Annotated in this window: 30 protein-coding genes; 23 read left to right on the top strand and 7 right to left on the bottom strand. The window is 44.7% G+C overall.

All coding sequences use genetic code 11. From position 1 onward, the window contains the following. Window positions 1-6: 6 nt before the first annotated feature. Both VJB08_03855 and VJB08_03850 read right to left on the bottom strand, forming a co-directional pair. Window positions 7-507, bottom strand: a complete 501-nt coding sequence (locus VJB08_03855; protein HLD43092.1) for a hypothetical protein — start codon at window positions 505-507, stop codon at window positions 7-9. Continuing rightward, on the bottom strand, window positions 508-1,620 hold the full coding sequence (locus tag VJB08_03850) for a hypothetical protein (GenBank protein ID HLD43091.1): 1,113 nt from the start codon (window positions 1,618-1,620) through the stop codon (window positions 508-510). Between the two features lie 478 nt (window positions 1,621-2,098). Here VJB08_03850 and VJB08_03845 point away from each other — a divergent pair, with 478 nt between their 5' ends. The 10 genes from VJB08_03845 to VJB08_03800 all read left to right on the top strand — a co-directional run bounded on the left by VJB08_03845 (window position 2,099) and on the right by VJB08_03800 (window position 9,864). After that, window positions 2,099-2,569, top strand: coding sequence for a hypothetical protein (locus VJB08_03845; GenBank protein HLD43090.1), 471 nt, complete (start codon window positions 2,099-2,101; stop codon window positions 2,567-2,569). A gap of 47 nt (window positions 2,570-2,616) precedes the next feature. Further along, the gene (locus VJB08_03840) at window positions 2,617-2,940 is read left to right on the top strand and encodes a ribonuclease P (protein ID HLD43089.1); all 324 of its coding nucleotides are present in this window, start codon (window positions 2,617-2,619) and stop codon (window positions 2,938-2,940) included. Window positions 2,941-3,090: 150 nt separating this feature from the next. Continuing rightward, window positions 3,091-3,309, top strand: coding sequence for a hypothetical protein (locus VJB08_03835; protein ID HLD43088.1), 219 nt, complete (start codon window positions 3,091-3,093; stop codon window positions 3,307-3,309). A gap of 31 nt (window positions 3,310-3,340) precedes the next feature. Continuing rightward, entirely contained in the window at window positions 3,341-3,673 is a 333-nt protein-coding gene (locus tag VJB08_03830; protein ID HLD43087.1) for a hypothetical protein, read from the top strand. A 65-nt stretch (window positions 3,674-3,738) separates the two neighbouring features. Next, on the top strand, window positions 3,739-4,179 hold the full coding sequence (locus VJB08_03825) for a hypothetical protein (protein ID HLD43086.1): 441 nt from the start codon (window positions 3,739-3,741) through the stop codon (window positions 4,177-4,179). 60 nt (window positions 4,180-4,239) lie between these two features. Then, window positions 4,240-5,760, top strand: coding sequence for a radical SAM protein (locus VJB08_03820; protein HLD43085.1), 1,521 nt, complete (start codon window positions 4,240-4,242; stop codon window positions 5,758-5,760). Beyond that, complete coding sequence (locus VJB08_03815) at window positions 5,747-6,955, top strand: hypothetical protein (GenBank protein ID HLD43084.1); 1,209 nt, start codon at window positions 5,747-5,749, stop codon at window positions 6,953-6,955. Before VJB08_03820 ends, VJB08_03815 begins: the two co-directional genes overlap by 14 nt. 183 nt (window positions 6,956-7,138) lie before the next feature. Continuing rightward, window positions 7,139-7,591: a hypothetical protein gene (locus VJB08_03810; protein ID HLD43083.1), complete on the top strand. Its 453-nt coding sequence runs from the start codon at window positions 7,139-7,141 to the stop codon at window positions 7,589-7,591. A gap of 191 nt (window positions 7,592-7,782) precedes the next feature. Further along, window positions 7,783-8,937, top strand: coding sequence for a HemK2/MTQ2 family protein methyltransferase (locus VJB08_03805; GenBank protein HLD43082.1), 1,155 nt, complete (start codon window positions 7,783-7,785; stop codon window positions 8,935-8,937). Between the two features lie 63 nt (window positions 8,938-9,000). After that, window positions 9,001-9,864, top strand: coding sequence for a hypothetical protein (locus tag VJB08_03800; GenBank protein ID HLD43081.1), 864 nt, complete (start codon window positions 9,001-9,003; stop codon window positions 9,862-9,864). 35 nt (window positions 9,865-9,899) lie between these two features. Here VJB08_03800 and VJB08_03795 read toward each other — a convergent pair whose 3' ends face one another. After that, window positions 9,900-10,565, bottom strand: a complete 666-nt coding sequence (locus VJB08_03795; protein ID HLD43080.1) for an endonuclease III domain-containing protein — start codon at window positions 10,563-10,565, stop codon at window positions 9,900-9,902. Window positions 10,566-10,656: 91 nt separating this feature from the next. Here VJB08_03795 and topA point away from each other — a divergent pair, with 91 nt between their 5' ends. The 3 genes from topA to VJB08_03780 all read left to right on the top strand — a co-directional run bounded on the left by topA (window position 10,657) and on the right by VJB08_03780 (window position 14,254). Beyond that, window positions 10,657-12,876, top strand: a complete 2,220-nt coding sequence (gene topA / locus VJB08_03790) for a DNA topoisomerase I (GenBank protein ID HLD43079.1) — start codon at window positions 10,657-10,659, stop codon at window positions 12,874-12,876. A gap of 24 nt (window positions 12,877-12,900) precedes the next feature. Beyond that, on the top strand, window positions 12,901-13,461 hold the full coding sequence (locus VJB08_03785; protein ID HLD43078.1) for an alpha/beta hydrolase: 561 nt from the start codon (window positions 12,901-12,903) through the stop codon (window positions 13,459-13,461). Between the two features lie 91 nt (window positions 13,462-13,552). After that, complete coding sequence (locus VJB08_03780; GenBank protein ID HLD43077.1) at window positions 13,553-14,254, top strand: TrmJ/YjtD family RNA methyltransferase; 702 nt, start codon at window positions 13,553-13,555, stop codon at window positions 14,252-14,254. Here the strand turns inward: VJB08_03780 and VJB08_03775 are convergent. After that, complete coding sequence (locus VJB08_03775) at window positions 14,251-15,246, bottom strand: Lrp/AsnC family transcriptional regulator (protein ID HLD43076.1); 996 nt, start codon at window positions 15,244-15,246, stop codon at window positions 14,251-14,253. The two genes, VJB08_03780 and VJB08_03775, sit on opposite strands and share 4 nt — an antisense overlap. Window positions 15,247-15,376: 130 nt before the next feature. Between VJB08_03775 and VJB08_03770 the strand changes: the two genes are divergently transcribed. The 4 genes from VJB08_03770 (at window position 15,377) to VJB08_03755 (ending at window position 17,987) form a co-directional block, all read left to right on the top strand. Continuing rightward, the gene (locus VJB08_03770; GenBank protein HLD43075.1) at window positions 15,377-16,225 is read left to right on the top strand and encodes a hypothetical protein; all 849 of its coding nucleotides are present in this window, start codon (window positions 15,377-15,379) and stop codon (window positions 16,223-16,225) included. 8 nt (window positions 16,226-16,233) lie between these two features. Beyond that, window positions 16,234-16,866, top strand: coding sequence for an MgtC/SapB family protein (locus VJB08_03765; GenBank protein ID HLD43074.1), 633 nt, complete (start codon window positions 16,234-16,236; stop codon window positions 16,864-16,866). Between the two features lie 42 nt (window positions 16,867-16,908). Then, window positions 16,909-17,283, top strand: coding sequence for a hypothetical protein (locus VJB08_03760; GenBank protein HLD43073.1), 375 nt, complete (start codon window positions 16,909-16,911; stop codon window positions 17,281-17,283). 125 nt (window positions 17,284-17,408) lie between these two features. Continuing rightward, on the top strand, window positions 17,409-17,987 hold the full coding sequence (locus VJB08_03755) for a redoxin domain-containing protein (protein HLD43072.1): 579 nt from the start codon (window positions 17,409-17,411) through the stop codon (window positions 17,985-17,987). Between the two features lie 122 nt (window positions 17,988-18,109). On the opposite strand, the gene VJB08_03750 is transcribed toward VJB08_03755, so the two are convergent. After that, window positions 18,110-18,421 carry a hypothetical protein gene (locus tag VJB08_03750; GenBank protein HLD43071.1) on the bottom strand — a complete coding sequence of 104 codons (312 nt, stop codon included), beginning with the start codon at window positions 18,419-18,421 and terminating at the stop codon, window positions 18,110-18,112. A 59-nt stretch (window positions 18,422-18,480) separates the two neighbouring features. On the opposite strand from VJB08_03750, the gene VJB08_03745 reads away from it, so the two are divergent. From VJB08_03745 to VJB08_03730, 4 genes are all read left to right on the top strand, one after another. Then, window positions 18,481-19,413 carry an ABC transporter ATP-binding protein gene (locus VJB08_03745; protein ID HLD43070.1) on the top strand — a complete coding sequence of 311 codons (933 nt, stop codon included), beginning with the start codon at window positions 18,481-18,483 and terminating at the stop codon, window positions 19,411-19,413. Beyond that, the gene (locus VJB08_03740) at window positions 19,410-20,195 is read left to right on the top strand and encodes an ABC transporter permease (protein ID HLD43069.1); all 786 of its coding nucleotides are present in this window, start codon (window positions 19,410-19,412) and stop codon (window positions 20,193-20,195) included. The genes VJB08_03745 and VJB08_03740 overlap by 4 nt, the downstream gene beginning before the upstream one ends. Window positions 20,196-20,289: 94 nt before the next feature. Beyond that, a complete protein-coding gene (locus VJB08_03735; protein HLD43068.1) occupies window positions 20,290-20,889 on the top strand; it encodes a hypothetical protein in 600 nt (199 codons plus the stop codon). Next, entirely contained in the window at window positions 20,890-21,276 is a 387-nt protein-coding gene (locus VJB08_03730) for a hypothetical protein (GenBank protein HLD43067.1), read from the top strand. 169 nt (window positions 21,277-21,445) lie between these two features. Here VJB08_03730 and VJB08_03725 read toward each other — a convergent pair whose 3' ends face one another. Beyond that, entirely contained in the window at window positions 21,446-22,030 is a 585-nt protein-coding gene (locus VJB08_03725) for an HNH endonuclease signature motif containing protein (protein ID HLD43066.1), read from the bottom strand. A gap of 253 nt (window positions 22,031-22,283) precedes the next feature. Here VJB08_03725 and VJB08_03720 point away from each other — a divergent pair, with 253 nt between their 5' ends. After that, window positions 22,284-22,862: a hypothetical protein gene (locus VJB08_03720; protein HLD43065.1), complete on the top strand. Its 579-nt coding sequence runs from the start codon at window positions 22,284-22,286 to the stop codon at window positions 22,860-22,862. A gap of 9 nt (window positions 22,863-22,871) precedes the next feature. Further along, window positions 22,872-23,864: a DNA methyltransferase gene (locus VJB08_03715; GenBank protein ID HLD43064.1), complete on the top strand. Its 993-nt coding sequence runs from the start codon at window positions 22,872-22,874 to the stop codon at window positions 23,862-23,864. Between the two features lie 401 nt (window positions 23,865-24,265). Here the strand turns inward: VJB08_03715 and VJB08_03710 are convergent. Beyond that, window positions 24,266-25,303 (bottom strand): putative PEP-binding protein (locus VJB08_03710; GenBank protein HLD43063.1); only part of this gene is annotated, 1,038 nt, incomplete at its 5' end.

Genomic DNA, 25,303 nt, shown 5'->3' with positions numbered 1-25,303 from the left:
ACCAACTTAATTTTTCCGCATACGTTTGATAAGGAAAACTCCAATAGCTCCCGCAATCAACCCAAATGCAATCCCCAGGAAGATTCCCAAACCCATGCCTCTCATCCCGAATTTCTCCCTCATATCCTCATACAGAATAATCTCAGAGCTATGGGTTATCCTGATTCCTCCAGCATCAGCATGATACGGAACAACAATCCCGAAATCCCTTTCAGTATACACAATCACACCCCCCTTAACAATCCCCTCCTCAGAGAAATCAACAAACTCCCGTAATGGCAGCGCAAACCGAAAGCCCTCAAGGATATTCCCATTCGTGTCAAACATCTCAAAGCTCGCATCCCCTTCATCAATATTCCTGTCAGGAGCAAAGCCATCCTTGACAAGCCGGTCAACAACCTCAGCCCCTCCATCCTTATAATGGATCTTGAACACGAACACCTCAGCTGCCGCTGTCTGCATGACCATAATCATCATCAAGAGCATGATGGTTTTTTTCAATGCCATCTACCTGTAGTTCCTCAGCTTCTCTTTTAAAATCTCTTCATTAACAACACCAAATGAATCCGACGTTATATAATCCCGCATGAGTGAAACACTGCTTGACCTGAAATACTTCTGCAAAGAGCACCCTCTAATGCAGCCTGAGCTCACATGGCTCCACTTCTCGCAGGGCATGACATCGCAATTCGGAAATTGATCAGCCTCAAACCCTGCATAATAACCCTCATCCACATATTCATCTGCCAGATTCCCGAAGAAATGCCCGAACTCATGGCTAAACACCCGAGGATTATCTGCTGTATTTACTTTTATGATGCCCCCTATCGAGCTTGACCGGACAGGATTGATAAACTCTGCTATCTTTGATCGTTCTGCCAAAACAACAATCCCGTCATGAGGGCATTCGCTCGCAAGCTTTTTCAGCTCATACTCATCGCACTCTATGATCTCCACTATCTTGCACGAAAAAGGCCTATCAATCCTGTAAAAATTGAGCCGATTGTTCTCTCGGAAAGGAGCTATAGCCCGCAACTCCTCAATGTACTCCCCAACATCCTTCTCAAACCCCTCATACCCTCCAACAAACACCATATCTATTTTCGTATCAGGGCTTCCAGAATAAGAGAGAGTGACACAATCGCTGATCTCTGCAGCACTCTCAGGAACAACTAAGGTTCTATTCCCCAAGCTCACAAACATGAGGGATATCTTCCCATTCTGGGAAGCCGTACAGCTCGGGTTATTACTGCTGTTCAGGCTAAACTGCTCAGCATGTCTAGGAACATAGGTATCAAAAGGAGCCATAAACACATTGGCGTCAGAAAATCTCTCGGTCCATACCCCTAACTCAGGTTGATTAATCTCTTTCTCCTTGTCATAGAAGCATACATACTCCCCAGGAACCGAGAAGACCTGCTTTTGAAAGCTTCCCGGAGCCTTGATATCATACATCCTGATGAGATTATTCATGCTGTTCACGAAATCATTGATTTGCACCTTGTCTTTCTCTGCCTGCAATTCCTTGCTCCTGCTTAATCCAACCCACAGCAGCAATGCCCCTACCAAAACAACAATCACGAAAATAAACACCGTAGGAATAGACGCCTGGGCTCGCATACCTTTCTCTAGAAGAAAATCCTTATATAAAAGTATTTGTATAAGCAGGTGGCACGGTAGAAAGTCGTCGTTGCCACCCTTTGTGAGACTTTTAGCTCATCTGATGAGCACCGACAAGGGGGATGCCCCATCGGGGATATGTCGGTTTACAGGTAACCATTTCGAGTCGAACCTAGTGGCAACCGGTGGCTTGTGAGCGAGTGAGAAGGAGATCACTCGCAAGCCACAGCGAGACTTTCTACTGTGCCGTATATGCAGATTTAGGGACTATCTCATTATTGAACTCATGCTTTCTTTCTAATTGCCCTCTTGAGGATTACCTCTTCATCATGTTGGTTGCCTATGCCGTACTTGTTCTCTGCCAACCCTCAAATAAGATACTTAATGGAAAAGTAAATGGAAAGCCAAGAGAAAAGTACTTACTCACAAGTAATTAAAATAGGAAGGTTTATAAACGGCAAACTCCACCCCAATGTCTATGGAAACTCTCGCAGAAAAGCTAAACGAGCTTGTGCCGGATCAAGGCATCTATAGGCTAACCCAAACACTGTTCGACAGCATTCACCAATTTGTTCCAGAACAACTCCAAAATATTCCGATAGAAGTCATGCTCTATGCAGGTTTAGGAGGGTATGGTTTAACCTGGGCGCTCCAATTGGCTTCTAAAAATATTGTAGATAGAATCATTCCCGGATTCGACAAAAACGCGCTTCCCATCTTCGAGAGGGCATGTGAGTTTGGAATCCCGGCTGCAGCCCTGCTCTATGCAATAGCCGATCCCGATGGTTTTGTATATTGGGCATACAACAAAGGATTGGATAATGTTGGCATGGTCTCAGCATACCTTACCGGAGTCTTAGCAGCAGAGCAGCATCTGCAAAGCAAGCAGCCAGAAAAAGATCCACAGATATTTACGCCTAAAATCAAATCCTCCAACAACCACTTCTAAGCATCTTCAGCAAACATTAAATAATGCAGCCGTATATGCCCCAAAGGATGAACACTCTCAAGTTCCACAGAAAAAAAGCAGCCTCAAAGAGGCAGGCAAAAGAGCAGCTTATTGGATGCTTCCAGAAAGCCAGGGAAGCATTCCATCAAAACCCTTCAGTATCCCATCGTCTTGTGAAGAAAGCAAGGCGCTTGGCAATGAAGCATAAGTTTAAGATTCCTGCCCCTTACAACCGCCAGTATTGCCGCAACTGCATCTCCTTTCTTATGCCGGGCTCCAATGTATCAATCCGCACAAGGAAAGGCCATGTCGTCTACTTCTGCAGGGAATGCAGGCATATACGCCGTTATCCATACAAACCCAGGCGATAAGCGCAAAATCGCCGCTATCTCCGCCAAGAGCCATTACAGTAACTCAGTAACAATAAACTCAGCATCCTATCGTATACCTACTCTTTAGTGGTATATAACCGAAAAGTTTATATATAACCTATTTCTACTCAATAGTAATAATAAAGGCCTATGGGTCGAAGACTTCTGTCTTCCCCCTCACAAGCCCATAGGTTTCTTTATTATCCAACAATGAGCTATGAAGACTTCAAGTTACCTCAAGAAGAGGAAGAATATCTTTTGGATGAGATTACCGGAGCAAGATCCAAAAAGCCAGTGATGAGCGCCCTCAATAAAACAAAGCTCAGCAGGAAAGAGATGGACGACCTTTTCAACACGACCGAAGAATAGCTTAAATACCTGACACAAATATTCTCTCACAATGAGCATTATCGGACTTGACCCAAGGCCTGCAGAACCCCGGCAAGAAAATCCGGAGGGTCCGCGAGGAGAGGCACCTTCTCTGCTGGCAAGGATAGGATACAGTATTAAGGATGAACTCCAGTACAACATTGCAGCCCCAATAAAGAAGGCATTCCAAGAACACCCATTCATAAGTTCGTTTGCGGCCTATGTTATTGCCCTGAGCTTCATGGCAGGCTCAATTTTCCTGTACCAGGCTGAGCAATACGAGAAATCAGAGCAGCCATCCTATAGCCAGCAGTTCCAAGATTACGATTCAGGACAAGGCATCGAGTCAATCCTTCTGCAATAATCTGTTTATTTAATCAACATTGTCTATCGTAATACTTATATAATAACTCACTCCCTATTCAGAGAATGAACATTGTATACCCTATTTCGCTTGTGGCAGTCTCTCTCAGCATCTCTCTCGGCTCAATTATCTCCCTCTACACAAAAGAGGAAATTGAGTCAGGAAGGCGCCATCTTTTCCTCTTCCTCAGGCTCATTACATCACTGATTTTCGGCCTTGCCATCTATGCTGCGACTAACTCTTTTCCATCAGGCATAATGCTGGCCGCAGCGTCTCTCGCAACTTCTTTTATCCCCATTGCAGAAAGCCTCTATATGAGGATGGCCTTTCCGCTCTTTGGCGCGCTCTTCTACGCTGCTTCAAAAACTCCTTTATTCCTTGCTGCCGCAAGCCTTATCTTCTTGGCAGGCATCATCGCAGGAAGCCTTGCAGGCAGATCCATAAAGGCATGGCTCACCCCTTCACTCTCATTTTTCTGCATAGCTGCCCTGCTCGGGTTCTTCTAAAATGGTGTTCCCCTGAGCCCCCCCACAACTCTTTTAAACGCCCGGCAATTGACTGCCTGTATGGTCACCACAATCCTTGACTGCTACACAGACGAGCCTTCCGGCTTAGGCGTGCCTCCGTATCTGGGGACATATCCACGGTATCTCTATGGCTACCTCGACGGCAAGGCAGAATACCTCACGATAGACGACCTGAGATACCACGCAATGCTCCAGAACGTCGCTTTGCCAGATACCGACATCCGAAAGCATAACAGAAAGCTCAACCGGCTGGACCTCCAGTCCAAAAACAAGGAGCTCAAAACCGATATCAGAATCAAGAACCTCACGAAGCAGCCAAACGAAATCCAGGGCATCATCCAAAAAACCGACGAGCTTATTGTTGTGGGCGGAGTTCATACTCCAGGAACCTACCTGAGCGCCCTCCCAGGAACCCTGTTTGAAATCAACACCCTCTCAAGGCTTTTTGATGCAGAAAAGATTCTGACAGGTCCCGCTGTTTATGGAACTAGGCTTGAAGGAGGAAAATCCTTTGAAGCCATGCCTCTTGAAGGCTTCAGGCTTAAGCACTTCACGTTCCCTTATTCCGAGCTGGACGAGCTTTTCATAAAAGGGGCTTCAATCGTCCATCATATCCCCGACCTCCGTATTGTTGAGCTTGAAACCAGCAGGGGGTGCACCCGCTGGAAGGGGTGTGCGTTCTGCACCGAGCCGATAAAAAACAGGTATGAGCACAGAGGCAAGGAATCCATTATCAATGAGGCAAAAGAGCTTTACAGAAACGGTGTCCGGTACTTCCGGCTTGGAAAGCAAAGCAGCCTGTATTCGCATCCCGGCATTATCGAAATCCTCAGGACGATTCGGAAGGAATGCCCAAATCTTGAAGTCCTGCACATTGACAATGTAGACCCGCTGCATGTGCTCAGCAGGCGTGGCGAGGAGATTACAAAAGCAGTCGCAACCTACTGCACATCTGGCAACATCGCTGCCTTTGGTGTTGAATCCTTCGACAAGACCGTCATTAAGGAGAATAACCTGATCGTGCCGCCCGAAGCGATCCTGAAAGCCGTTCGCATCATAAACAAATGGGGGGCGCATCGCGGTCCCTCGGGCCTTCCAACCTATCTCCCTGGAATCAATCTTCTGTTCGGCCTGAAAGGCGAGACAAAATCAACCCACGAGGAAAACATGAAATTTCTGAAGCAGATCCTTGCAGAGAACTTAATGTTCCGCAGGCTGAACATCCGCCAGGTTGCCCTCTTTGAAGGGACTCCGTTGTACCAAGACCCCGATGCAAGAAAGTCGCTGAGAAAAAACAAGAAGCATTACTGGAAATGGAGAAACCAGATCAGGAATGAGGTGGACGCCCCTATGCTAAATCAGGTGGTTCCAAAAGGAACCGTGCTCAGGAAGGTCAGGATGGAAGTCTATGACGGCAACACGACGTTTGGCCGCCAGATCGGAACCTATCCTCTGGTAGTGGGGGTGCCGCAGCGCTTGCAGCTCGGGTCTTTTTATGACATTAGCATCACAGATCACATGCTTCGCAGTGTCGTTGGGAAGGTCCATGGGGCTCTTTGATATCTTCAGGAAGAAGCCGGAAGCCAGCCCTGATATTGCCCTTGATGGCCTCGATGCCTGGCTTCAAGCACAGGTAGCTTCGCTTCAGAGAGAATCAGATGCCAAGCTTGCCAAAAAAGCCAGGGAAATCCGATTCGCATGCAGAGAAGTAAAGCAGCTTGTAACTGAGCTGAGAGATGCCCAGCTCAGCAACCCCTCCGTATCGCCAAAGGAAAAGCAGTTCATGGCAGGAAACCGGCAGCAGTACGTCCGCGCAGCCCTTCAGCTTATTAGCCAGCTTGAATCAAGCCCGAGCGATGAAAGCCTTGACCAATTCGGAAAGGCAACGCAACGATCCTACCATATCCTCCAGGAATTCTTCAGCCATGAAACCCGGGCCATAACTGAAAAGCTTCATGATATCAGTCTTCTTGTAAAAGAGTCTGGTGAGATCTCAAGCAAAAGCCCGCAGCAGCTTGCTCAGCAAATCATGAAGCATACCAGCCAGCTTCTCAATGCTCTGCAAAGAAAAAAGGAGATTACATTAGCTATCCAGAGAGAGAATGCTTCCCTTGAACAGCAGCGGGCTCAGAGCCTGAAATTGCATCAGCAGTTAAAAGATCTTGACTCGAGCGATGCCCGCAAAGAATACGCAGCCTTGCAGGATCAGCTCCATGAGGCTGATGCTGCAGTAAAAAGCGGCCAGGCAGAAATACGCGATCTATTCCTTCCGCTCGACAAGCCCCTTCGGAAGTATTCAAGGCTTGCAGAACACCCAGATATGATTTCAGCGTACATCATGGACCCCGTTGAAGCGCTCATGAATGACCAAAAGCTGGAAATCCTTGGAGCGCTCTCCAGCCTCAAGATAATGCTCCCCTCACTCCAGCTCCAAAAGAAAATTGAAAAGGCATCCCAAGCTATAGATGCAACCAGCAGAGGGCGCCTCAGGCATTATCAGGATATGCTGCAGCAGGCACGTGAGCTGCATGATGCAACAGCATCCAGGCTCAACAGAAGCACATTCGAGGCAGCTCGCAGGCAACTTCAGAAAGCCCTTCATGATCAGGAGCAGCAGACAGCCGGTTCCCAAGCTGAGATTGCCAGGCTTGAACATGAGCTCAAGCGCATAGACCTTCTCAGGCATAAAGAGGAGATTGAGGAGATGGTGAGATCGCTTCTTGGGAAGAAGGTCGCGCTCAAGCTGGCGCAGTAGCAAGTCCAGCATCTTTTCTGCGAGCTTCTTCGCAGTCATGAGCAGTGCTGACAGAGGGTAGGTCCCTTCGGGGGTGTCAGCAATCACAGATGCAAGCACAAGCGAGCCTGATGCCTATTGACTTGCTACTGAGCCGCTCAAAACTCCCAAACATTTAAATAAGATATTCCATCCAAAACACCTATGAGAGTCTCTAAGGAAATACCCCTTGCAGAGATCACGCTCCGGAAATACGAAAAGCCGCAGCAGAATGCCGACAAGAGAGAGCTTACAAAAAAATTTCTCCTTTCCCTTGGCCTGCTTTCTCCTGGAGATTCCAGGGACAGCATCATTGACATCTTCCATCTCATCCTGGAATGCCAAAAAGGGATCTCAGCCGCAGATCTTGAGGGGCAGCTCAGGCTGCGCAGGAAGGAGCTCAACATTCCCATGCATGGTGTGGCAGCCTCAAATATCCGCCGCCAGCTCAAGCGCCTGAAGGACATATTCCTGATAGAAAAGGTTGACGGCAATTACAGGATTGCAGAAGGCGACACTCTCGAAAGGATATTTGAAGAGCGGATTCATAAGTATTACCTCACTTCGATCCTTTCCCGTGTCAGGGAGTACGCGCAGGCGATGAAGGGGCTTCCCTGAAAATGGTGTTGCCGTCAAGTATGCGAGGCTCTTAAACTACAGACATGAAACTGACAAGGGGGACGTCCCTTACGGGGAATGTCGGTCATCCCTGTAACCTTTGCAGCCGAGCCGACGGCAACCTCGAAGAGATTTTCAGGGAAGCCCGATGAAGGGCAACGAATAAAAACACAAAGCACTTCTTCTCATCTATGTATGAGCCAGCTGAAGACTCCTATCTCCTGCAGAAGTATGTCAGGATGCTTGCAAAGGGAAGCGTCCTTGATGTCGGAACAGGCTCGGGCATTCAGGCAGAGACAGCAGCAGAGAAAGGGTGCAGGGTTGTTGCAGTGGATAGTGACGTCTCAGCTATAAAAAAATTAAAAAATACCTTCAATGAAAAAAAATCAAGAAATAAGCACAGCGTAAAAAATAATAGTTTAAAAAACAACGGCAAGCCTATGAGAAACATCGCCTTCATTGAAAGCAATCTTTTCTCCAATATAAGAAATAAGTTCGACACCATCATCTTCAATCCTCCGTATCTTCCTTCAGACCAAAAAAACCCGGATCCAGCTTTAGACGGAGGCAAGAAAGGATATGAAGTCCTGGAAACATTCCTCAGCCAGGCATCTCACTATCTTAAATCCGACGGAATCATCTTAATCGTCTTCTCTTCATTATCCAACAAGGGGAAAGTTGATGAGATCATTAAAGCTAATCTATTAGACGTAACAGAGCTGGATGCAAAAAAGATCGCATTTGAAACTCTCTATTGCTACAAGATAGAAAAGAGCCCTCTGCTGAAGGAATTGGAAGCGAAAGGCCTCAGAAACATTAACTTCCTTGCAAAAGGGCATCGCTCAATCGTCTACGAAGCAACACAAAACAAGAAAAACGTAGCGATCAAGGTTGCAAAACAAGATCCAAACATAGCAAACCGCATTGCAATTGAGTCAAGCTTCCTGAAGATACTAAACAAACACAGCATTGGCCCGAAACTAATCAATTCAACCTCCAATTATGATACCATGCAATTTATTGAAGGCACCCCTCTGGGAAAAATAAAAAACCCGTCAAAAGAAATCCTGTCAGGAATATTGGATCAATGCTATACTTTAGATAAGCTAAAGATAGGCAAAGAAGAGTTCACTCGCCCAACAAAGCACGTGATAGTGAGAAACAGTAAGCCCGTCCTCATCGACTTTGAGCGCTGCCATTATACAGAACACCCAAAGAATGTGACGCAGTTCTGCCAGTACCTCAGCAGAAAACTGCATAATAAAGAGTTTCTCAAAGCAGCGCAGCGATTTAAGAGTACATACACAAAGGAAGCCTATGCAGCCATCAGAACTCTGCTGGAATAAATTATCTATCTAAGAGTAGTAATATCAGAAAGATTTATAAACGCTCCTTCGCCCCCTCGCTCTATGGACAAGAATATCATCCAGCTCGAAATCGAGACTGCGCATCTTTATCTCTTACAAGGTAATTTTGGTAGGGGGAGACAACACCTTATTGATGCAAAAACGGACGCGATGGAAACTCCAGGATTAGAAGAACTAGTCCATACTGTAAATATCTCATTAGCTGAAAGCCATGTTAAGGAAGCTCAGAGACTCGATGCTAGCGGACTTTTTAATGAATCCTTAGAGAAACTTGCTCAAGCAAAAAACGCATATACCGAGTTTAAAGATTCTATGCCTCCTTCAGACTTCGATACCGCAATGCGTAACATAGCAGATCAGATTATAACAATAAACGGATACACTCCTGAACAAAAAGGAGTAGTCTTGCATAATCACGCAGCTTCATTCCATACGAGGGCAAATGAAAGCGCAAATAATAAAGCCTACAAAGAAGCACTTAATCTCTGGACACAAGCAGCAGATAGATACTTAAATCTTATTCATGTTGTGAAGAATGCAGATCGAAGGAGTGATATGTTAAAGGATTACGAAAGCAAAGCCGGCAAGGCAGTTAACGAAATCCTTGCTGCTGAGCAGAGCTTTGCAGATGGCTTTTTTTCTCAAGGAAACTACCAGTGCAGCCAGGGAAATCTCAACCAAGCATTTGGTTTTTGGGATGCAGCAACAGACGCATATCTATCAATAATCCTAACAGCCAGAAAAGCAAAAGCATTGAGTATTGATCTCAGCAAGGATTACCTGGAGCCGTCATTGAAGTCATTCAACACTATCCTGAATGAGTCTATCCAGTGGGCGCTCCAAATAAAGAATCCCTCTTTTACCGAGCCTTACCTCAACAAGTTGAGATTACTCCCTCCTGAATGATTTCTCTCGATGCAAAACAGCCGGGCATCACCTTCTTATAAAGACTCATCAATCGGGCACGTAATCTTCTTTGTATAATTTCTCTTCGCATACTCCACAATGAGTGCGTGATATTCCTGGTATAATGGAACTTCTCTCGGCAATTGCCTCTCAAAAAACCCCTTCACGTCATCATATTTTGAACTCTCAATCAATCCAAGCTGAGAGCACATCCTTTTCGTATACGCGTCCACCACAAACTTCGGCTGCTTAAACGCATACAGTAGCATGCTGTCGGCAGTCTCCGGCCCGATGCCTTTCAGCCCAAGCAGTTCATCTCTTCCCGGAATCCTCTCATCCAGCTTTCTGAAAAATGCCGCAAATGTCCGCAGATACGCAGATTTCTGGTTAAAGTAGCCTGCCGGCCGTATCAATACTCTCAACTGAGGCAATCGTACTCTCAGCAACTGCTCAGCTTGGAGGGCTTTTGCATCCCTCAGATTCCTTAATGCAGCTTCAACGTTCTTCCAGGCAGTGTTCTGGGTCAGGATTGCCCCGCAGCAGATTTCAAATCTCTGGGCGTCATTCTTTGGATACCCATAGTCTCCGGGATGGTATCCTCTGGAGTTTGGATCCTTCTCTTCCAGCTCCAGCAGAGGCCACCAGCCCTGATATCCATACTTCTTCAGAAGCATTTTGTAGATTGATCGTGCTTTATTCATGAGGACTCAGACGACTGCAACATTTCCGGCTTAATAATCTTTTTTACTGCCAATACAAACCTTTTTAAAACATATTCCATTTTTCTAGGCAATGACCGAGCTGATCATCACAGAAAAGCCAAGCGCAGCAAGCAAGATAGCAGAAGCTCTTGCCGACGGCAAACCGATCAAGGAATCAGAAAAAGGAGTTCCTTATTACAAGATTACGCATGGCAAGAAGGACATCATTGTCAGCTGTGCAGTCGGCCATCTCTTCACGGTTGATGAAAAGCAGAAAAACGGCTGGGCATATCCTGTTTTTGATATCCAATGGACAGCATCCTCAGAAAGAAAGCAGTCAGCCTATACACAAAAGTACGCGCAGGTGATCAAAAAGCTTGCCAAGCAGGCAGACGAGTTCACCGTAGCCTGCGATTACGACATTGAAGGAGAGGTGATCGGCCTTAATGTTATCCGCTTTCTCTGCAATCAAAAAGACGCAGGAAGGATGAAATTCTCTACCTTAACCAAGCCAGACTTGCTCAAGGCCTATGACCACAAGTCAAAAAGCCTCGACTGGGGCCAGGCCTATGCAGGAGAGACGCGCCATTTCCTTGACTGGATGTATGGGATCAATACAAGCAGGGCATTGACGGCAGCCATCAAGACCTCAGGCATGTTCAAGATTATGTCGACTGGCAGGGTCCAGGGGCCCGCGCTCAAGATCATCGTTGAGAGGGAGAAGGAAATCCAGAGCTTCAAGCCAGCTCCTTACTGGGATGTGCTCCTTAATGCAAAAGCCAAAGGCGAAAAATTCAATGCAAATCATATCAAGGAGAAGTTCTGGGAGAGAGCAGAGGCAGAGCTTGTGATGCAGCATGTCAAGGGAAAAAAAGAAGGGGCAGTTGCTGATAGCCAAAAAAAAGAGTTCCTCCAGCAGCCTCCGTTTCCTTTTGACCTCACATCGCTCCAGACTGAGGCTTACCGTGCCCTGCGGCTCCAGCCGAAGAAAACCCTGAGCCTTGCCCAGGATCTTTATACCGGAGGGTTCATCTCCTATCCAAGAACATCCTCCCAAAAGCTGCCAAAGGAATTAGAGTATGGAAAAATCATGGACATGCTTTCAAAGCAGCCCCCGTATGCATCTCTTATAAGCAGATTCCAGGGCCTCAAGCCGAACGAGGGAAAAAAGACAGACCCTGCCCATCCAGCTATCTATCCGACAGGGCTTGCCCCAAAAGCAGTTGATGAAAAGGCTATGAAGCTGTACGATCTGGTTGTGAGAAGATTCCTCTCATGTTTTGGGGATCCTGCAGTGCGGGAGACGCAAAAGATAAGTATCGACGTAAACAAGGAGCTCTTTGTTGCCAAGGGAACCCATACGAAAGAGAAAGGCTGGCATGTCTTCTATGAGCCTTATCTTTCCTTGGAGGAGGAGACCCTTCCTTCATTGGACAAGGGGGATAGAGTCGAAGTTGTAAAGATCTCCATGCATGACCGGGAAACCCAGCCTCCAAAGCGCTATACTCCTGCTTCAATCATCAAAGAGCTTGAGCGGAAAAATCTCGGGACAAAAGCAACTCGGGCCCAAATCGTAGATACCCTCTTTGAGCGGGGCTATGTCCATGGAAATCAGATTCAGGCAACAGAGCTTGGAATACGGACTGTCGCAACCCTGCAAAAAAACGTTCCCTCAATTCTTGATGAAGACCTCACCCGCCATTTTGAGATGGAGATGGAGGAGATCCGGAGCAGGGCAAAGAAGGAAGACGAAGTCCTGAGAGAGGCAAAAGAGGTCTTGACAGCGCTCTTCAAGGAATTCAAGCAAAAAGAAAAATCCATTGGAGAAGAGCTTGGCCAGGCAAACAAGGAGAGCCGTGACATCCAGAATACCATCGGAAAATGCCCAACCTGCAGCGAAGGAACGCTGATGATGCGCCGAGGAAAATTCGGCAGGTTTGTAGCCTGCGACAAGTATCCTGATTGCAAAACCACTTTTTCTCTTCCATCAAACGCTCTCGTAAAAAACTCAGAAAAGATCTGCGAGCACTGCAGCCATCCCATGATCATGCTCATTAAGAAGGCGAAACGGCCCCAGGAGATCTGCATCAACAAGGATTGCCCGTCAAAAAAAGCAGATGAAGCCCAGCAAAAGGAAGAGGATAAGATAGTCTCAGAAAGGGAAGGCGCTGCCTGCAGCAAATGCAAGGATGGAAAACTTGTCTTAAGGAAATCGATCTATGGCAAGTTCCTGGGCTGTTCCAAATTCCCGAAGTGCAGGTATACTGAAAAACTGGGCAATACTACTCAATACCGAGCGAAAAAGAAATAATTATTTTTAATTGCCAATTAAAATATGAAAACCCTCATCATTCCAGGCAACGGCAACACCCCGATAACAAGCAATTGGTATCAATACGTTAAGGGCGAATTAGAAAAGACCGGGCTGGAGGTAATCGCTGAAAATATGCCTGATCCGGAACTGGCAAGAAAAGATATATGGATTCCGTTTATTAATGAAAAATTATCCAAGGATGAGGGCTCCATTTTGATTGGGCACTCATCTGGAGCTATAGCAATACTGAAATATCTCGAAGAAAATAAATGTAAGCTTGCAATCCTCGTTGGAGTCTACCATTCAGATTTGGATAATGAGATTGAGAAGAAAAGCGGCTATTTTGATGAGCCATGGAAATGGGATCAAATCAGAAGAAACGCTCGAAAAATAGTGATATTCGCATCTCAAGATGATCCTTTTATTCCGGTCTCTGAGCCGCGCTTGATAAAAGAAAAGCTTAATGCAGAATATCACGAATATAAAGATGAAGGGCATTTTGGAGAAGACGCAGACAAAAAGGAGTTTCCTGAGATCGTAGTAGTTGTCGAAAAAGTGCTAAGAGCTGGAAATCCAAACTGATGACAAAGATTGATCAAAAATAAAAAGAACGTCAATAAACTCAATTAAACAAACCCCAAGATAGTCCAAAACAATTAAAAAGTTCATCAAGATGCTCTCTATAGTCCTCATCGAGCCGGAAACTCCCGGAAACATTGGCGCTGTTGGCCGCGCCATGGCAAACTTCAGCTTCAATAATCTTGTTCTTGTCAATCCAAAATGCGATCATCTCTCCGGCGAAGCGGTGCAAAGGGCAAAGCGGGCAAAAACCCTTCTCAAAAAAGCCAAACTACTCAGATCCTTCAATGACCTGAAATCCTGGGATTACCTCATTGGAACAACAGGAAACATTGGCTCTTCCTACAATATCCTCCGCTCGCCGATGACGCCTGAGCAGCTTGGAGAGAAGATGTGCTCCCTTGTCAAATCCAAAGTTGCCTTGATTCTTGGCAGGGAGGGAAACGGGCTCACCAATGCAGAGATTGCGCAATGTGACTTCACAGTAACCATCGCAACATCCCCAAAGTATAGCTCTTTGAATATCTCTCATGCGCTTGCCATCCTGCTCTATGAAATATTCAAGGCTTCCAAAAAAAAGAAGATTGGGCAGCATATCATTCCCTTGCCAAGAAACGAGAAAACGCATCTCCTCAGAAAGATCAATGCAACGATAGATGCCTTGCCGTTCACCTCAGATCGCCGCAGGAACACTCAGCGCTCAGTCTGGAAACGCCTTATCGGGAAATCACTGCCCACAAGGCGGGAAGGCCATACCCTTATGGGGTTTTTTGAAAAAATCAGGAGAAGCCGCTAAATTTTTGGTGCTTCCTCCCTAAACAAGTACTGAGGAAGGTAGGAGCGTTTATAATAATGGTAGAACTCCATGATATTCAGCGTTTCTATGATATCTTTGAACCGCTCACGCAGCTCAATGGTTAACCTCCGTATCACTGCCTTATCATAGGATTCCATGTCCATCTCCATATCCCAATCTCCTACAGTCTTATGCGCCTGGACAATCTCTGGTGTTTTGCGGAGATGCTCCATCAGTTCATGCTCCCTCTCTTTGCTCATGTTATGGAGCTTAAGGAAAATCCTGAATTTGTTGATGCCGAGCTTGTTGCTATCCAGGACATACTTGATCCCCTTGATCACTCCTTTCTGAGAGAGCCGCTGAAATGCAGATCTGGCAGTTTTGATATTCACGTGGCTTTCCCTTGCAAGGGTTGTCATTCTGGCCTTTGGCTTCGCCAGAAGGATTTTCATAACTGCTTTGTCATAGTCGCTGAATTCTGCAACTCCGCGGTCACCGCCTATAATGATATAGGACGGGACCCAGGATTCGAGGTTTTTGTTCGAGATAAGATAAAGCCGGGGATACATATACGTAACCAAATTGAGAATGACTTTATAGTGGGGCAGGGTCTTCAGCAGAACAAAGATGTTCCTCAGTTCCTTATTAAACCTGGATGGATTCGGAGTCTCAATCTCCAGGACAAGATCAAATTCTCCATGAAGCTCGTACAGGGAAACAACATAGTCATGGTTGGCAAGGGTCTCGAGCAGCACTTTTTTGTCCTGCTCGCTGATGTAAGCTCCTTTGAAATACACCCTGAAGAGGAGCAGCCCAAAATAGGAATAATCAAAGACACAGAATGGAAGATGGACTATAGCCTGCTTTTCAAGTACTGCCAGGGTGTACTTGAGGCGCTGGGGGCTCTTTTTGAGCAATTTACTGAGTGTAATGATCCTAGCCGCAGCATTCTCTGAATACAGGAATGCCACATCATCCTGGGAGCGTTTCATCCTGGCGTCTTAGTCCTACTTTAGGCATCAATCTTTTTATTTATGTATATAAATCTTTCTAAAAGTGACAAAAAATAAAAAATATCATGCAGTTAAATATAAATATAGGAATTTGTATATTAATAGGTATATGGAACCTAGAAACATCTTTCAGGATATGGTAGAATACCATGTGACGAATAACCTTGAAGCCTGTCTTGGCTTCATAGAAGATGGGAAAATAATCTCACCAGAAAAAAAAAGGCCATATAGGCCTGGTCTTGACGAGAATCATATCTATGCCGGATTCCTATTAGTTTCAGATGGAAACAGGCTTCTTGATGCCCTTGTTAAGGACAAAAGAGTCACACCCAGTCCTGAACACATGAGCGAGTTTCAGTCTCTGGATGGAAAAGACGGCAGCCTCTTTGAATATTTTGATAGCCTGGCAAATACTGATGGTGTATTTATCTATGATTCCTTAGATGATAAGGTTGCAAGGGTCTATGAGATGGGAAATGAAGACAAGAAAAGCAGTTTTGAGACTGCAAAATCCTATCTTGCCTCGCTTGCCGGATGCAAATCTGCCAAGAGCACTATAAAAGAAGACTTGCCTGCAGATTTCTGCTCCTATGATGGCTCAGTTCCCTTGCAGGGAAATATAGGCACAAAGACGCGCCTTGCAATAAAGCTTCCCAAAATCTATGGGGGGATCAACGCCCAGGCATTCCAGATTAAGCATACGCCGTATACCGATTTCGGCATGGGAAAGGTGACGCACTTCGGCAAGGATGGTCTCAAGGAAGAATTCTTCTTGATGCATGAGCGATCAGCCATAAATCCGGAGAATCCCCACGGCATCATTGGGGTTTACAGGCAATACGCAAAAATCGATGGGAAGCTCGGTCGGACAATTGAAACAAGAACTCCACTTCCGATATTATACGAGACCGGAAGTTACACCCAACCGGATCAAACCAAGCGGCAGAACGCAGCATAAGGTGTGTTATGGACCCTACACAAATTGCTCTCCGGTTTATCGTTGCGTTCATTTTTGCAGTAGTCTTTGGCCTTGAGCGCCAGAGATCCCATAAGCCTGTTGGTTTTGGGACATTCGTCTTTGTGACTATCGGCGCCACAGGCCTTGCAATCGTTTCTGTTGAGCTTGGAACTGAAACCCCCTTATCGATATTGGGGAGCGTCGTGACAGGAATCGGCTTTCTTGGCGCAGGAGCGTTAATCAAGTCCGGAGACAGGACGCACGGCTTCACAACCGCAACCAGCATATGGGCATTTTCCATCCTTGGCCTCCTCATAGGATTAGGAGAGTTCTGGATGGCGGGTGTCATGTACGGGCTGATCTGGCTTGTCATCTTGGTAGACACCTACCTCGAGAAAAAGGGGATTGGCAGCTACCAAAGGAAACTGGTCATAAAAACAAACCGATTGATCCCCCAGAAAGAGCTAAAGAATCTCCTGGCCCAGAACCTCAACAAATACAAGGTTATGTCAGTGGAGATTGAAAAAGAGACTCCGGTGATGATCTTTACCTATCTTATCCAGAGCAAAAAGAACGACATCAACAAGCTGCCAAATATCCTGTACCAGATGGACTGGGTGCATTCCTGCAAGGTGGAATAGCAGTGCAAAAACTTTTAAACAACACTGCCTCTGAACTGCGTAATGGACATCATCCCCTGGCTTGACAGCTTATGTCCCAGGCTCCAGCATCTTCTCCAGGTTGAGTTCAGCAAATACTTTGAGTATGACCTGGCCCTTGCTCATGCAGCAACACAGGAAAGCATAGCGATGATGAGGAATGGAGAACTTCACCATTTTTTCCAATTGGAGTCCGCCACACTGGCAGAAGTGATAGCAGCTGTGAGCATAGATGATCCACTACACGAGTATGATGAGGCAGCCCTCTGTAAGATAGCTAAGGGCTGGAGAGATTCGCCTAAGCATCATGATCTCCTTGAACGCCACTCTACCATAGGAATAGGTTTCGCATATGATCCTGAATTAAATATCCTCTATGCAGCTGCAGATTTGAGGTAGAGTTTCTCTGTCTAGAGAGAACATATCGGCGCGCGGTGTTATATGAAATCGTTGACTTCTGGCGCCAAAATGATAAAATATAAAAAGGTCGTGTATATCAACTGAATAATTGGGGGTAAAAAATTATGATAAGGATTAATCAGAAAATTTCAGATCTTGAAATTGCAAATTTTGAATTGGAAGCATTCCAAAAGGAGGAAATAAAAAAACTTAAACTTTCCGACTATAAAGGTCAATGGCTAATCGTGATATTTTATCCAGCTGACTTTACCTTTATCTGCCCTACAGAATTAGAGGAAGCTGCTGATTATTATGAGGAATTCAAGAAATTAGGGGCTGAAGTTTTAAGCGTAAGCACAGATACTGTTTTTGTTCATAAGGCCTGGCATGATCATTCTCCAGCTATCAAAAAAATCAGATTTCCAATGGTAGCTGACCCAACTGGAAAATTATGTAGAGAATTTGGCACATATATTGAAGAAGAAGGGCTTTCCCTGCGCGGCAGTTTCATTATTGATCCTGAATCTGTGCTGAAAGCGTATGAAATACATGACAACAGTATCGGCAGAAGCGCAAAGGAACTCTTGCGTAAACTTCAGGCGGCCATATTCGTTAAAGAACACAAAGGAGAAGTTTGCCCGGCAAGCTGGAAACCTGGAGAAAAAACTCTTAAGCCCAGCTTGGATTTAATAGGCAAGATATAGTGCATAGAGATCCTAAACTTTAGAGCACCCTTCGTCAACGACTCTGCAGAAACCCCCAAGGGTTCATTGCCTCGGCTTCGTCTCGGTCATATAACCCTGGCCCAATAGGTTATCCGCATCATTCATCTCTTCTCAAACATCTCCTTAACCTTCTCATTTCCCATCGGAAAAGCAGCATCTCCAAGCTCGTACCAAATCTTCTCAGCCTCAACACCCCAGGAATAGTCTCCTCTCTCCCTTTCAATCTTATGGATCTTGAACTCTCCTGTCTCCTGGCCCTTCTTCAGGTGATAATAGATGCTCCTCATAGTCACAGCAGGAAAAAGCGTTTTGTAATTCCTATAGATGCCATACCCATACCCTTTCTTCATAAAGAACAGAAGCTCGATAATGTTCTGCCGGATAGGGCTCTTGACAGGTCTCCCCCTCTTCATATTTTCCATATTGAAAAGAAAACCTATATAAATCTTTCTCTACCGACAGTTCTTCAGACATGAACGCCCTTGAAATCTCCAACCTCCAGAAGTCCTATTTCAGCAAAGGCCGCAGGACAGACGCAGTCAAAGGAATATCCTTCTCCATAAAGAAGGGCGAAATCTTCGGTCTTCTTGGCCCAAATGGGGCTGGAAAATCCACAACAATCAACATGATCTCAGGAGTTGTGGAAAAGGATTCAGGATCAATCCGGATTTTAGGGAAGCAGCCTGAAGAAGACTGGGAATACGTAAAGAACAGGATGAATGTTGCTTCAGCCTATTTCGGTTTGTCAGATGTCCTTACTGTCAACCAAAACCTCAAGGTCTATGCAAAGCTCTACAACCTTAAGAATCCTCAGGACAAGATTGACGATCTGCTGAAGAGGTTTAAGATCTTCAGCCTCAAGGATAGCCTTTCCAACACACTAAGTTCCGGAGAAAGGACGCGGCTTGGCCTGTGCAAGGGATTCCTCAATGATCCGGAGCTTATACTTCTCGATGAGCCTACTGTTGGTCTTGACCCCGATATTGCAGAGACCACCCGCACCATGATCAAAGACTACCAGAGAGAAAAAGGGGCAAGCATACTCTTTACCTCCCATTACATGTATGAGGTTGAGGAGCTCTGCAGCAGGATAGCATTCATGTCCAAAGGCACGATCATAAAGATTGACACAGCATCAAATCTCAAGCAAATGATCAAGCAGCAGCGTGTCTCAATGAAGTTCCTTGTGGCAGACAAGAAGCTGGAAGCATTTTTCAGGGAGCGAAACATCAACGTCATCTTTCCTGCGCCGCATCATGTTGTATTTGACATCTCTGCAACTGGAGAAGATCTCTACAAGATCATGAACTCGCTCTTCAAGCGCGGCTATAAGCTCAAGGATATGGAAATCAAGCGGCCTTCGCTTGATGATGTGTTCATAAAAATATCAAGAGGGGAAAAGTGAAGCTCTACAGGATCCACGCCATGCTGATGAAGTACTGGTATATCTCCCTGAACAGCCTGGACAGGATTTTTGACATCTTCTACTGGCCAATGATAGACCTTTTTCTGTGGGGATTTGCCAGCTATTACATTAAAGCGCTCGCAGACGTGAATGTCCTCAGCGTCTTCATTGGAGGGGCAATCATCTGGATATTCCTCTGGAGGTCAGCACAGGATGTGACGGTCTTCGTTCTGGAAGATTTCTGGAGCAGGAACCTCTATAACCTCTTCAGCTCTCCATTGCGCGTCACAGAAATGATCCTTGCTTTGGTGATCTTCAGCACAGCGCGCGCAGCTGTGGCATTCCTGTTCCTTATCGCCATGGCCTATCTTCTGTATTCCTTCAGCATCGTCTCTATAGGATACATGAACTTTGCGCTGTTTGTTGTCCTGTTGATGTTGTTTGGCTATGCAGTAGGATTGTTTATAACCTCCTTTCTCTTCAAGTACGGCTCCAGAATCCAGGTCTTTGCATGGTCGGTTGTCTGGATACTTCAGCCCTTCTCTGCAGTGTTCTATCCTGTTTCCGCCTTGCCTCCCTGGGCGCAGAATGTTGCCGTCATTCTTCCAACAACCTATGTCTTTGAGGCCATGCGTGCAGTCTTAAACAACACTCCAATCCACTGGAACGGGATTATCTATTCTTTTGTTGCGAGTCTTGTCCTTCTTGTCCTTGTCAGCATCTTCTTAGGAAGGAGCATCAGGAATGCCCGTAAGCAGGGTTTGCTGGCGAGGTATGAGTGACCCTTTGTTCAACGCCCATAGGCGAGAAAACCTCGTGAAACCGAAACATTTATATACTTTTAAGTGAACACTTGTTCATATAAAGGTGAACAGTATGTACATTAATAAGTCTACGGTTAAAGTACTGCAATTATTTACTGGTCGTATAACCGAATCATTCACTCTTAGAGAAGTAGCAAGAAGACTAAAAATGCATGTATCCCTTACACATCGCGCAATACATCCATTAATAGATGCTAAACTTATTGAGCAAGATAAGCATAAAAATCTTAGTCTAAATTATAAAATCCATCATGAAACCCTTGTTTTTGCTGAGTACTTAAGGAGAGATATCTTACTGAGTAAATTCAAGGATATTAAACTTTTTGTAGAAGAGGTTCTCACTAAAATCAAACAAGATAGTTTTGTTTTGCTTATGTTCGGTTCAGCAGTGGATTCCAATAAACCAAGAGATGTAGATATCCTATTGATAGTGGACAGTACAGATAAAGTTGAGTTCCATGAGAAGTTCCTCCACAACATTGCATCAAATTATGGCTTACCTTTTGAGGAAAGGGTTATAGGCTTTGAAAGTGTTTACGAAATGCTTTCCAAGCGTGATGAAAAAAATGTTATGAATGAGATATTAAACAAGCACATAATCTTATATGGTGCAGAACTGTTTTATAGACTAATCCAGAGGGGGCGGTCATAAATGTTGGATGAAAGAAAGTTAAAAGAAGCAGAAAACAGGGTTAAGCAATTTATCAGTGATGGCGTAATAAAATCAAAAGGAAAGCCAGCACATGTAGACTTTTTCATCAAGAACGCTGACGATTCAATTGATTCTGCAAAAGCATTATTTGAGTTGTCAACCAACCCTAAAAAACAAGAATCACTTGGTTTTACTAGCTTCAATGGCTTGCTCTGGGTAGTCAATGCCAGTTATTACAGCATGTTTTACATGGCGAGAGCACTCTTGGAAAATGCGGGAATAAAGATAAAGTCAGATCTTTCTATTCATGCAGTAACATTTGATGCAATGATCTGCTATTTTTATCTCACAGACAAATTACAGAAAGAATTTTTAGAGCGAGCGTAGCGAACTAGAGTCTAAACCCCCTGCCCTTTAGGGCGGTGGAGGAGGCCACTTTCGTCGCCAGTTACGAACGAAGTGGAGTTCTGGCGACCTGCGACCGCAGAGTAAATCTGGAGTTTGACTATCAAAAGAACGAAGTGATACATAAAGTCAAAGAATCGAGGGGCAATTTCTATTTTGAGTAAGAAGTGTGGTCGGGAGTTGCTTGTTTATCTCTAATATTTTTAAGCCTCCATTTAGGTATTACCCCTTTATCAGCATCATCATGATGATTTCCACATAAGAGAACCAAATTGGTAATCCTATTATTTGAGGGGTTTCCGTCAATATGATGTATCTTAAGATTCCCTTTTTTTCCGCATTCTTGACATTTACCACTTGCGATATCATATACCTTATTTTTCAAGTCATCAGGTATAGGAAGTCGCTCTTTCTTCTTCGCTCTTCCTCTTTCTCCAATATTTTTTAGAAAATTAATACCTAATTTATTAATCTCTGCTAACAATTTTTTAATGACAGAAATAGTCTTTTCTCGAAATTCTTGATTTTTAATACTGAAGTATACTATTACACCAATACTCACAATTATTAAGCCAACAAAGATATAGAAAAATATTTGATATTGTGGAGGCAATAAGAGTTTAACAATATATCCTACAAAGAATATAATAATTAATCCAACAATTAGTGGAATTATTTCAATCTTATTGAAAATTCGGGGATTAGTGCGGTTTTCGTTATCTTCGGAATCTGTCATCCTCTATTGCTTTTGACATTCTTCTTTAAATACTTTGCGTTTAGAAATTGTCCACTCTGATTTATTGAACTCCAGATTTATTGAAACAACCATTAAACCTAATAAAAGTACGTTTAATAGCCTATTTTAATACAAAACCGAGATCTTGTCTTCTTCTCCGGCATTACAACCATGCGAAGTCGAAGAAAACTGATTCATCAGTCTCAAAGTCTGCAACAATAAGTTTTTAAACCCCCCTGCCTTTTGGCTGGATATGGACATTCGCAAGATCGCCATCATCCTCGTCATCGCAATCCTCTTCGGAGTATTAGTCCAGGCGACCATTGAAGCGATCTATCCCCAGCCCAGATATGAAGACTTCTGCAAAGAGAAGTTTGTGCGCCCGGTTCTAACTTCAGAAAAGACCGGAACAAGGGAAAGCTGCCAGCCATACAACGCTCCCACTGATGAAGAATTAGAATCCTGCTCTGCTCAGGAAGGCTACCCTGATTACCACTATGACGAATACAGCTGCCCAACAGAATACAGCTGCAACTTCTGCCAGAAAAATCTCAATGAGGCAAACAAGCAGTACAATCTGGTCGTATTTATCGTCTCAAGCATCTTCGGCCTTATTGCAATCTTCCTTGGCGTCTATCTTCCCACAGAAGCAAACCGCCTCAATGAATGGGTCGGCACAGGCTTCATGCTTGGCGGCATCATCTCAGTCTTCATTGGCACAGCCCGTTATTATTCAGACATGGCAAGGATCGCAAGGCCGATTATCCTCCTGATCGAGCTCCTCATCATCATCTGGATTTCCTACAAGAAGCTTAATAAAAAGCTGAAATAAATAACTTCTATGATTGTTCTAGAGCTCTCAAAGGAGAATATCAGATTAGCCGCGGCAGAAGCAATAGCGCTCTTAAAAATAAAAAAACCAGATTGGAAATTAGATAATAATTTTTTAATAATAAAAAATAAAAAAATCAATGAAAAAAAAGGTAATAATGAAGCAATCAAAATCAAAAAACTAATAAAACGGCTTGCCTTTACAAGAAAAGCCTACACGCTTCTCTTTGAATGCAGCATACCCTCATTGCCGGAAAAAATAAAAAAATACAATTGGAACAAAGCCTACAGGCAAAACTGCGCTGTAAGGCTCAAAGGAAAATCGCATCTAAAGCTCGAGGAAATCGCTCCTCTTGTCCTCAAAAAAATCAAAAACCCAAAAGTCAATCTCTCAAACCCAAAAACGCAATTCACCTTCTTCTTCGGAAAAAAGGCATACGCAGCTATTCTCAAAACAATCCCGAAGCACAGTTTTGAGGAAAGAAAAGCCAACAAGCTCCCCGGTCTATTGCCCATAGCGATGAGCCCGAAGCTGGCCGCAGCTGCAATAAACCTCACAGGCATAGAGAAAGGAACTCTTCTCGACCCCTTCTGCGGAACTGGCGGGATCTTGATAGAGGCGTCATTGATGGGATTGAAGCCAATAGGCTATGATATCGACAGGGAAATATTGAAGAAATGCAAAAAGAATATCGATTTTCTAAAAATAAAGAACATAAATCTGGAGAACAGAGACTCGTTGAAATGGAACACCTCAGTGGATTATGTGGTGACAGATTTGCCGTATGGAATGAACACCAAGAAGATAAAAAATAATTTTTATAAAGAGTTCTTGAAAGTTCTTAAAGGAAACCTGCAGAAAAAAGCAGTAATTATATTCCCGCATAATCTCAATTATAGAAAATTAATAAAAGATGCGAAATTAAAGATAGAAAACGAGTTCTCAATGTATATCCATAAGAGCCTGACAAGGAGGATTGTGGTTGTTAAACAAAAAGAGTAAACTATATAAGCTCCTATTATACCCAACAGCCATCATGAACAAGAAAGGATTGACCCCACTATTATGGGTCATGCTCATCGTCCTCATTGTCCTGGTTATATGGCTGGTTATGAAACGGCTAGGTGCTTAAAATTACAATACCCGGAGCAATCGAAAAGCTAATTGAAGCACTATTAATCCTATTCGGGATATTTATCATTATCCAAATTCTGATTAAGCTTAGTGGAGGATCTTGGAGTACAGAGGATATCATCCTAAGCCTGTTAATATTTAATATTGGGGCCACATTTACGATAGGAATCATGCTTGCACAGCTTAAATCGGATCACAATCATCTTAAAACTCAATTCAAAAGTCTGGCTAATGATTTCAAAGAGCATAATAAGAAGTCAACCAAATAATTACTTCACTCCTAACTCCTTCTCAACCTTTGCAACCGTCTCCCTGATCTTCGCAACAGCATCAGGGTTTGCAGAGATTGACGTGCAGCCTCGCTTCACCAAAAATCTTGCCATTTCGGGCTTGCTTCCAGCCTGGCCGCAGATAGAAGTCTGGACTCCGTATTTCTTTGCAACAGAAAGCACCATCTCGATCTCTCCAAGCACAGCAGGATGCATCTCATCAAACAGCTTTGCGATCTTCTCGTTATTGCGGTCAATACCTAACGTAAGCTGCGTCAGGTCATTGGTACCAAACGAAACAAAACTGATCCCCTCCCTGCACAGTTCATCAATAATCCAGCATGCTGCAGGCGTCTCAACCATAACTCCAAACTCAACATCCTCAAGGGGCTCCATCCCGATCTCCCTCATGATCTCCTTTGCAGCAGCAACCTCAGAAGCCCGTATCACAAAAGGGATCATCACCCCGACATTCGTAAATCCTCGTTTATGCAGTTCCTTGACTGCCTGAAACTCGGCCTTCAAAATCTTCGGCTCATCCAATCCTCTCCGTATTGCATGCCACCCTATCATCGGATTGCTTTCTTTCGGCTCCCGGTCAGCTCCCTTAAGGTTCCTGTACTCATCAGTCCGTATATCAGAAGTTCTGACCCAAACAGGCTTTCCTTCAAAGGCTCCAGCAATCTTTGAAAGGCTCTCAACAAGCATTGCAGTATACTCTTCCTCCTTCCCTTCTCTTATATACCATGCCGGATGCACCCCATTGTCAGCAATCATAAACTCCAGCCTGCAGAGCCCTACTCCGTCTGCTCCTGTTGTTGCAGCCCTCTCTGCATATTCTGGCAGATCGGCAATTACCTTGACCTGCGTCTTTGTCCGTAGCCTGCTCGCTTTGAATGCGTGGATCTCCCGAGAGGTCTCATGCCCCACCTTTCCTTCAAACACAACGCCATGGGAAGCTGCAACTGTGATGATCTGCCCATCTTTCAACACACTTGTTGCATTCGTTGTTCCAACAATGCAGGGGACCCCCATCTC

The organism is Candidatus Nanoarchaeia archaeon (assembly GCA_035290625.1).
In the GTDB taxonomy this organism is placed as follows: Archaea; Nanobdellota; Nanobdellia; order Woesearchaeales; family DATDTY01; genus DATDTY01.
Note: the sequence above shows the minus strand (reverse complement) of the source record. Positions and strands in the feature narration are given on the sequence as shown.

What these genes read in the sequence shown, in the direction of transcription:
- VJB08_03855 (HLD43092.1), bottom strand. Translation starts at nt 507, where the DNA reads ATGGCATTGAAAAAAACCATCATGCTCTTGATGATGATTATGGTCATG.
- VJB08_03850 (HLD43091.1), bottom strand. Translation starts at nt 1,620, where the DNA reads ATGCGAGCCCAGGCGTCTATTCCTACGGTGTTTATTTTCGTGATTGTT.
- VJB08_03845 (HLD43090.1), top strand. Translation starts at nt 2,099, where the DNA reads ATGGAAACTCTCGCAGAAAAGCTAAACGAGCTTGTGCCGGATCAAGGC.
- VJB08_03840 (HLD43089.1), top strand. Translation starts at nt 2,617, where the DNA reads ATGAACACTCTCAAGTTCCACAGAAAAAAAGCAGCCTCAAAGAGGCAG.
- VJB08_03835 (HLD43088.1), top strand. Translation starts at nt 3,091, where the DNA reads ATGGGTCGAAGACTTCTGTCTTCCCCCTCACAAGCCCATAGGTTTCTT.
- VJB08_03830 (HLD43087.1), top strand. Translation starts at nt 3,341, where the DNA reads ATGAGCATTATCGGACTTGACCCAAGGCCTGCAGAACCCCGGCAAGAA.
- VJB08_03825 (HLD43086.1), top strand. Translation starts at nt 3,739, where the DNA reads ATGAACATTGTATACCCTATTTCGCTTGTGGCAGTCTCTCTCAGCATC.
- VJB08_03820 (HLD43085.1), top strand. Translation starts at nt 4,240, where the DNA reads ATGGTCACCACAATCCTTGACTGCTACACAGACGAGCCTTCCGGCTTA.
- VJB08_03815 (HLD43084.1), top strand. Translation starts at nt 5,747, where the DNA reads ATGGGGCTCTTTGATATCTTCAGGAAGAAGCCGGAAGCCAGCCCTGAT.
- VJB08_03810 (HLD43083.1), top strand. Translation starts at nt 7,139, where the DNA reads ATGAGAGTCTCTAAGGAAATACCCCTTGCAGAGATCACGCTCCGGAAA.
- VJB08_03805 (HLD43082.1), top strand. Translation starts at nt 7,783, where the DNA reads ATGTATGAGCCAGCTGAAGACTCCTATCTCCTGCAGAAGTATGTCAGG.
- VJB08_03800 (HLD43081.1), top strand. Translation starts at nt 9,001, where the DNA reads ATGGACAAGAATATCATCCAGCTCGAAATCGAGACTGCGCATCTTTAT.
- VJB08_03795 (HLD43080.1), bottom strand. Translation starts at nt 10,565, where the DNA reads ATGAATAAAGCACGATCAATCTACAAAATGCTTCTGAAGAAGTATGGA.
- topA (HLD43079.1), top strand. Translation starts at nt 10,657, where the DNA reads ATGACCGAGCTGATCATCACAGAAAAGCCAAGCGCAGCAAGCAAGATA.
- VJB08_03785 (HLD43078.1), top strand. Translation starts at nt 12,901, where the DNA reads ATGAAAACCCTCATCATTCCAGGCAACGGCAACACCCCGATAACAAGC.
- VJB08_03780 (HLD43077.1), top strand. Translation starts at nt 13,553, where the DNA reads ATGCTCTCTATAGTCCTCATCGAGCCGGAAACTCCCGGAAACATTGGC.
- VJB08_03775 (HLD43076.1), bottom strand. Translation starts at nt 15,246, where the DNA reads ATGAAACGCTCCCAGGATGATGTGGCATTCCTGTATTCAGAGAATGCT.
- VJB08_03770 (HLD43075.1), top strand. Translation starts at nt 15,377, where the DNA reads ATGGAACCTAGAAACATCTTTCAGGATATGGTAGAATACCATGTGACG.
- VJB08_03765 (HLD43074.1), top strand. Translation starts at nt 16,234, where the DNA reads ATGGACCCTACACAAATTGCTCTCCGGTTTATCGTTGCGTTCATTTTT.
- VJB08_03760 (HLD43073.1), top strand. Translation starts at nt 16,909, where the DNA reads ATGGACATCATCCCCTGGCTTGACAGCTTATGTCCCAGGCTCCAGCAT.
- VJB08_03755 (HLD43072.1), top strand. Translation starts at nt 17,409, where the DNA reads ATGATAAGGATTAATCAGAAAATTTCAGATCTTGAAATTGCAAATTTT.
- VJB08_03750 (HLD43071.1), bottom strand. Translation starts at nt 18,421, where the DNA reads ATGAAGAGGGGGAGACCTGTCAAGAGCCCTATCCGGCAGAACATTATC.
- VJB08_03745 (HLD43070.1), top strand. Translation starts at nt 18,481, where the DNA reads ATGAACGCCCTTGAAATCTCCAACCTCCAGAAGTCCTATTTCAGCAAA.
- VJB08_03735 (HLD43068.1), top strand. Translation starts at nt 20,290, where the DNA reads ATGTACATTAATAAGTCTACGGTTAAAGTACTGCAATTATTTACTGGT.
- VJB08_03730 (HLD43067.1), top strand. Translation starts at nt 20,890, where the DNA reads ATGTTGGATGAAAGAAAGTTAAAAGAAGCAGAAAACAGGGTTAAGCAA.
- VJB08_03725 (HLD43066.1), bottom strand. Translation starts at nt 22,030, where the DNA reads ATGACAGATTCCGAAGATAACGAAAACCGCACTAATCCCCGAATTTTC.
- VJB08_03720 (HLD43065.1), top strand. Translation starts at nt 22,284, where the DNA reads ATGGACATTCGCAAGATCGCCATCATCCTCGTCATCGCAATCCTCTTC.
- VJB08_03715 (HLD43064.1), top strand. Translation starts at nt 22,872, where the DNA reads ATGATTGTTCTAGAGCTCTCAAAGGAGAATATCAGATTAGCCGCGGCA.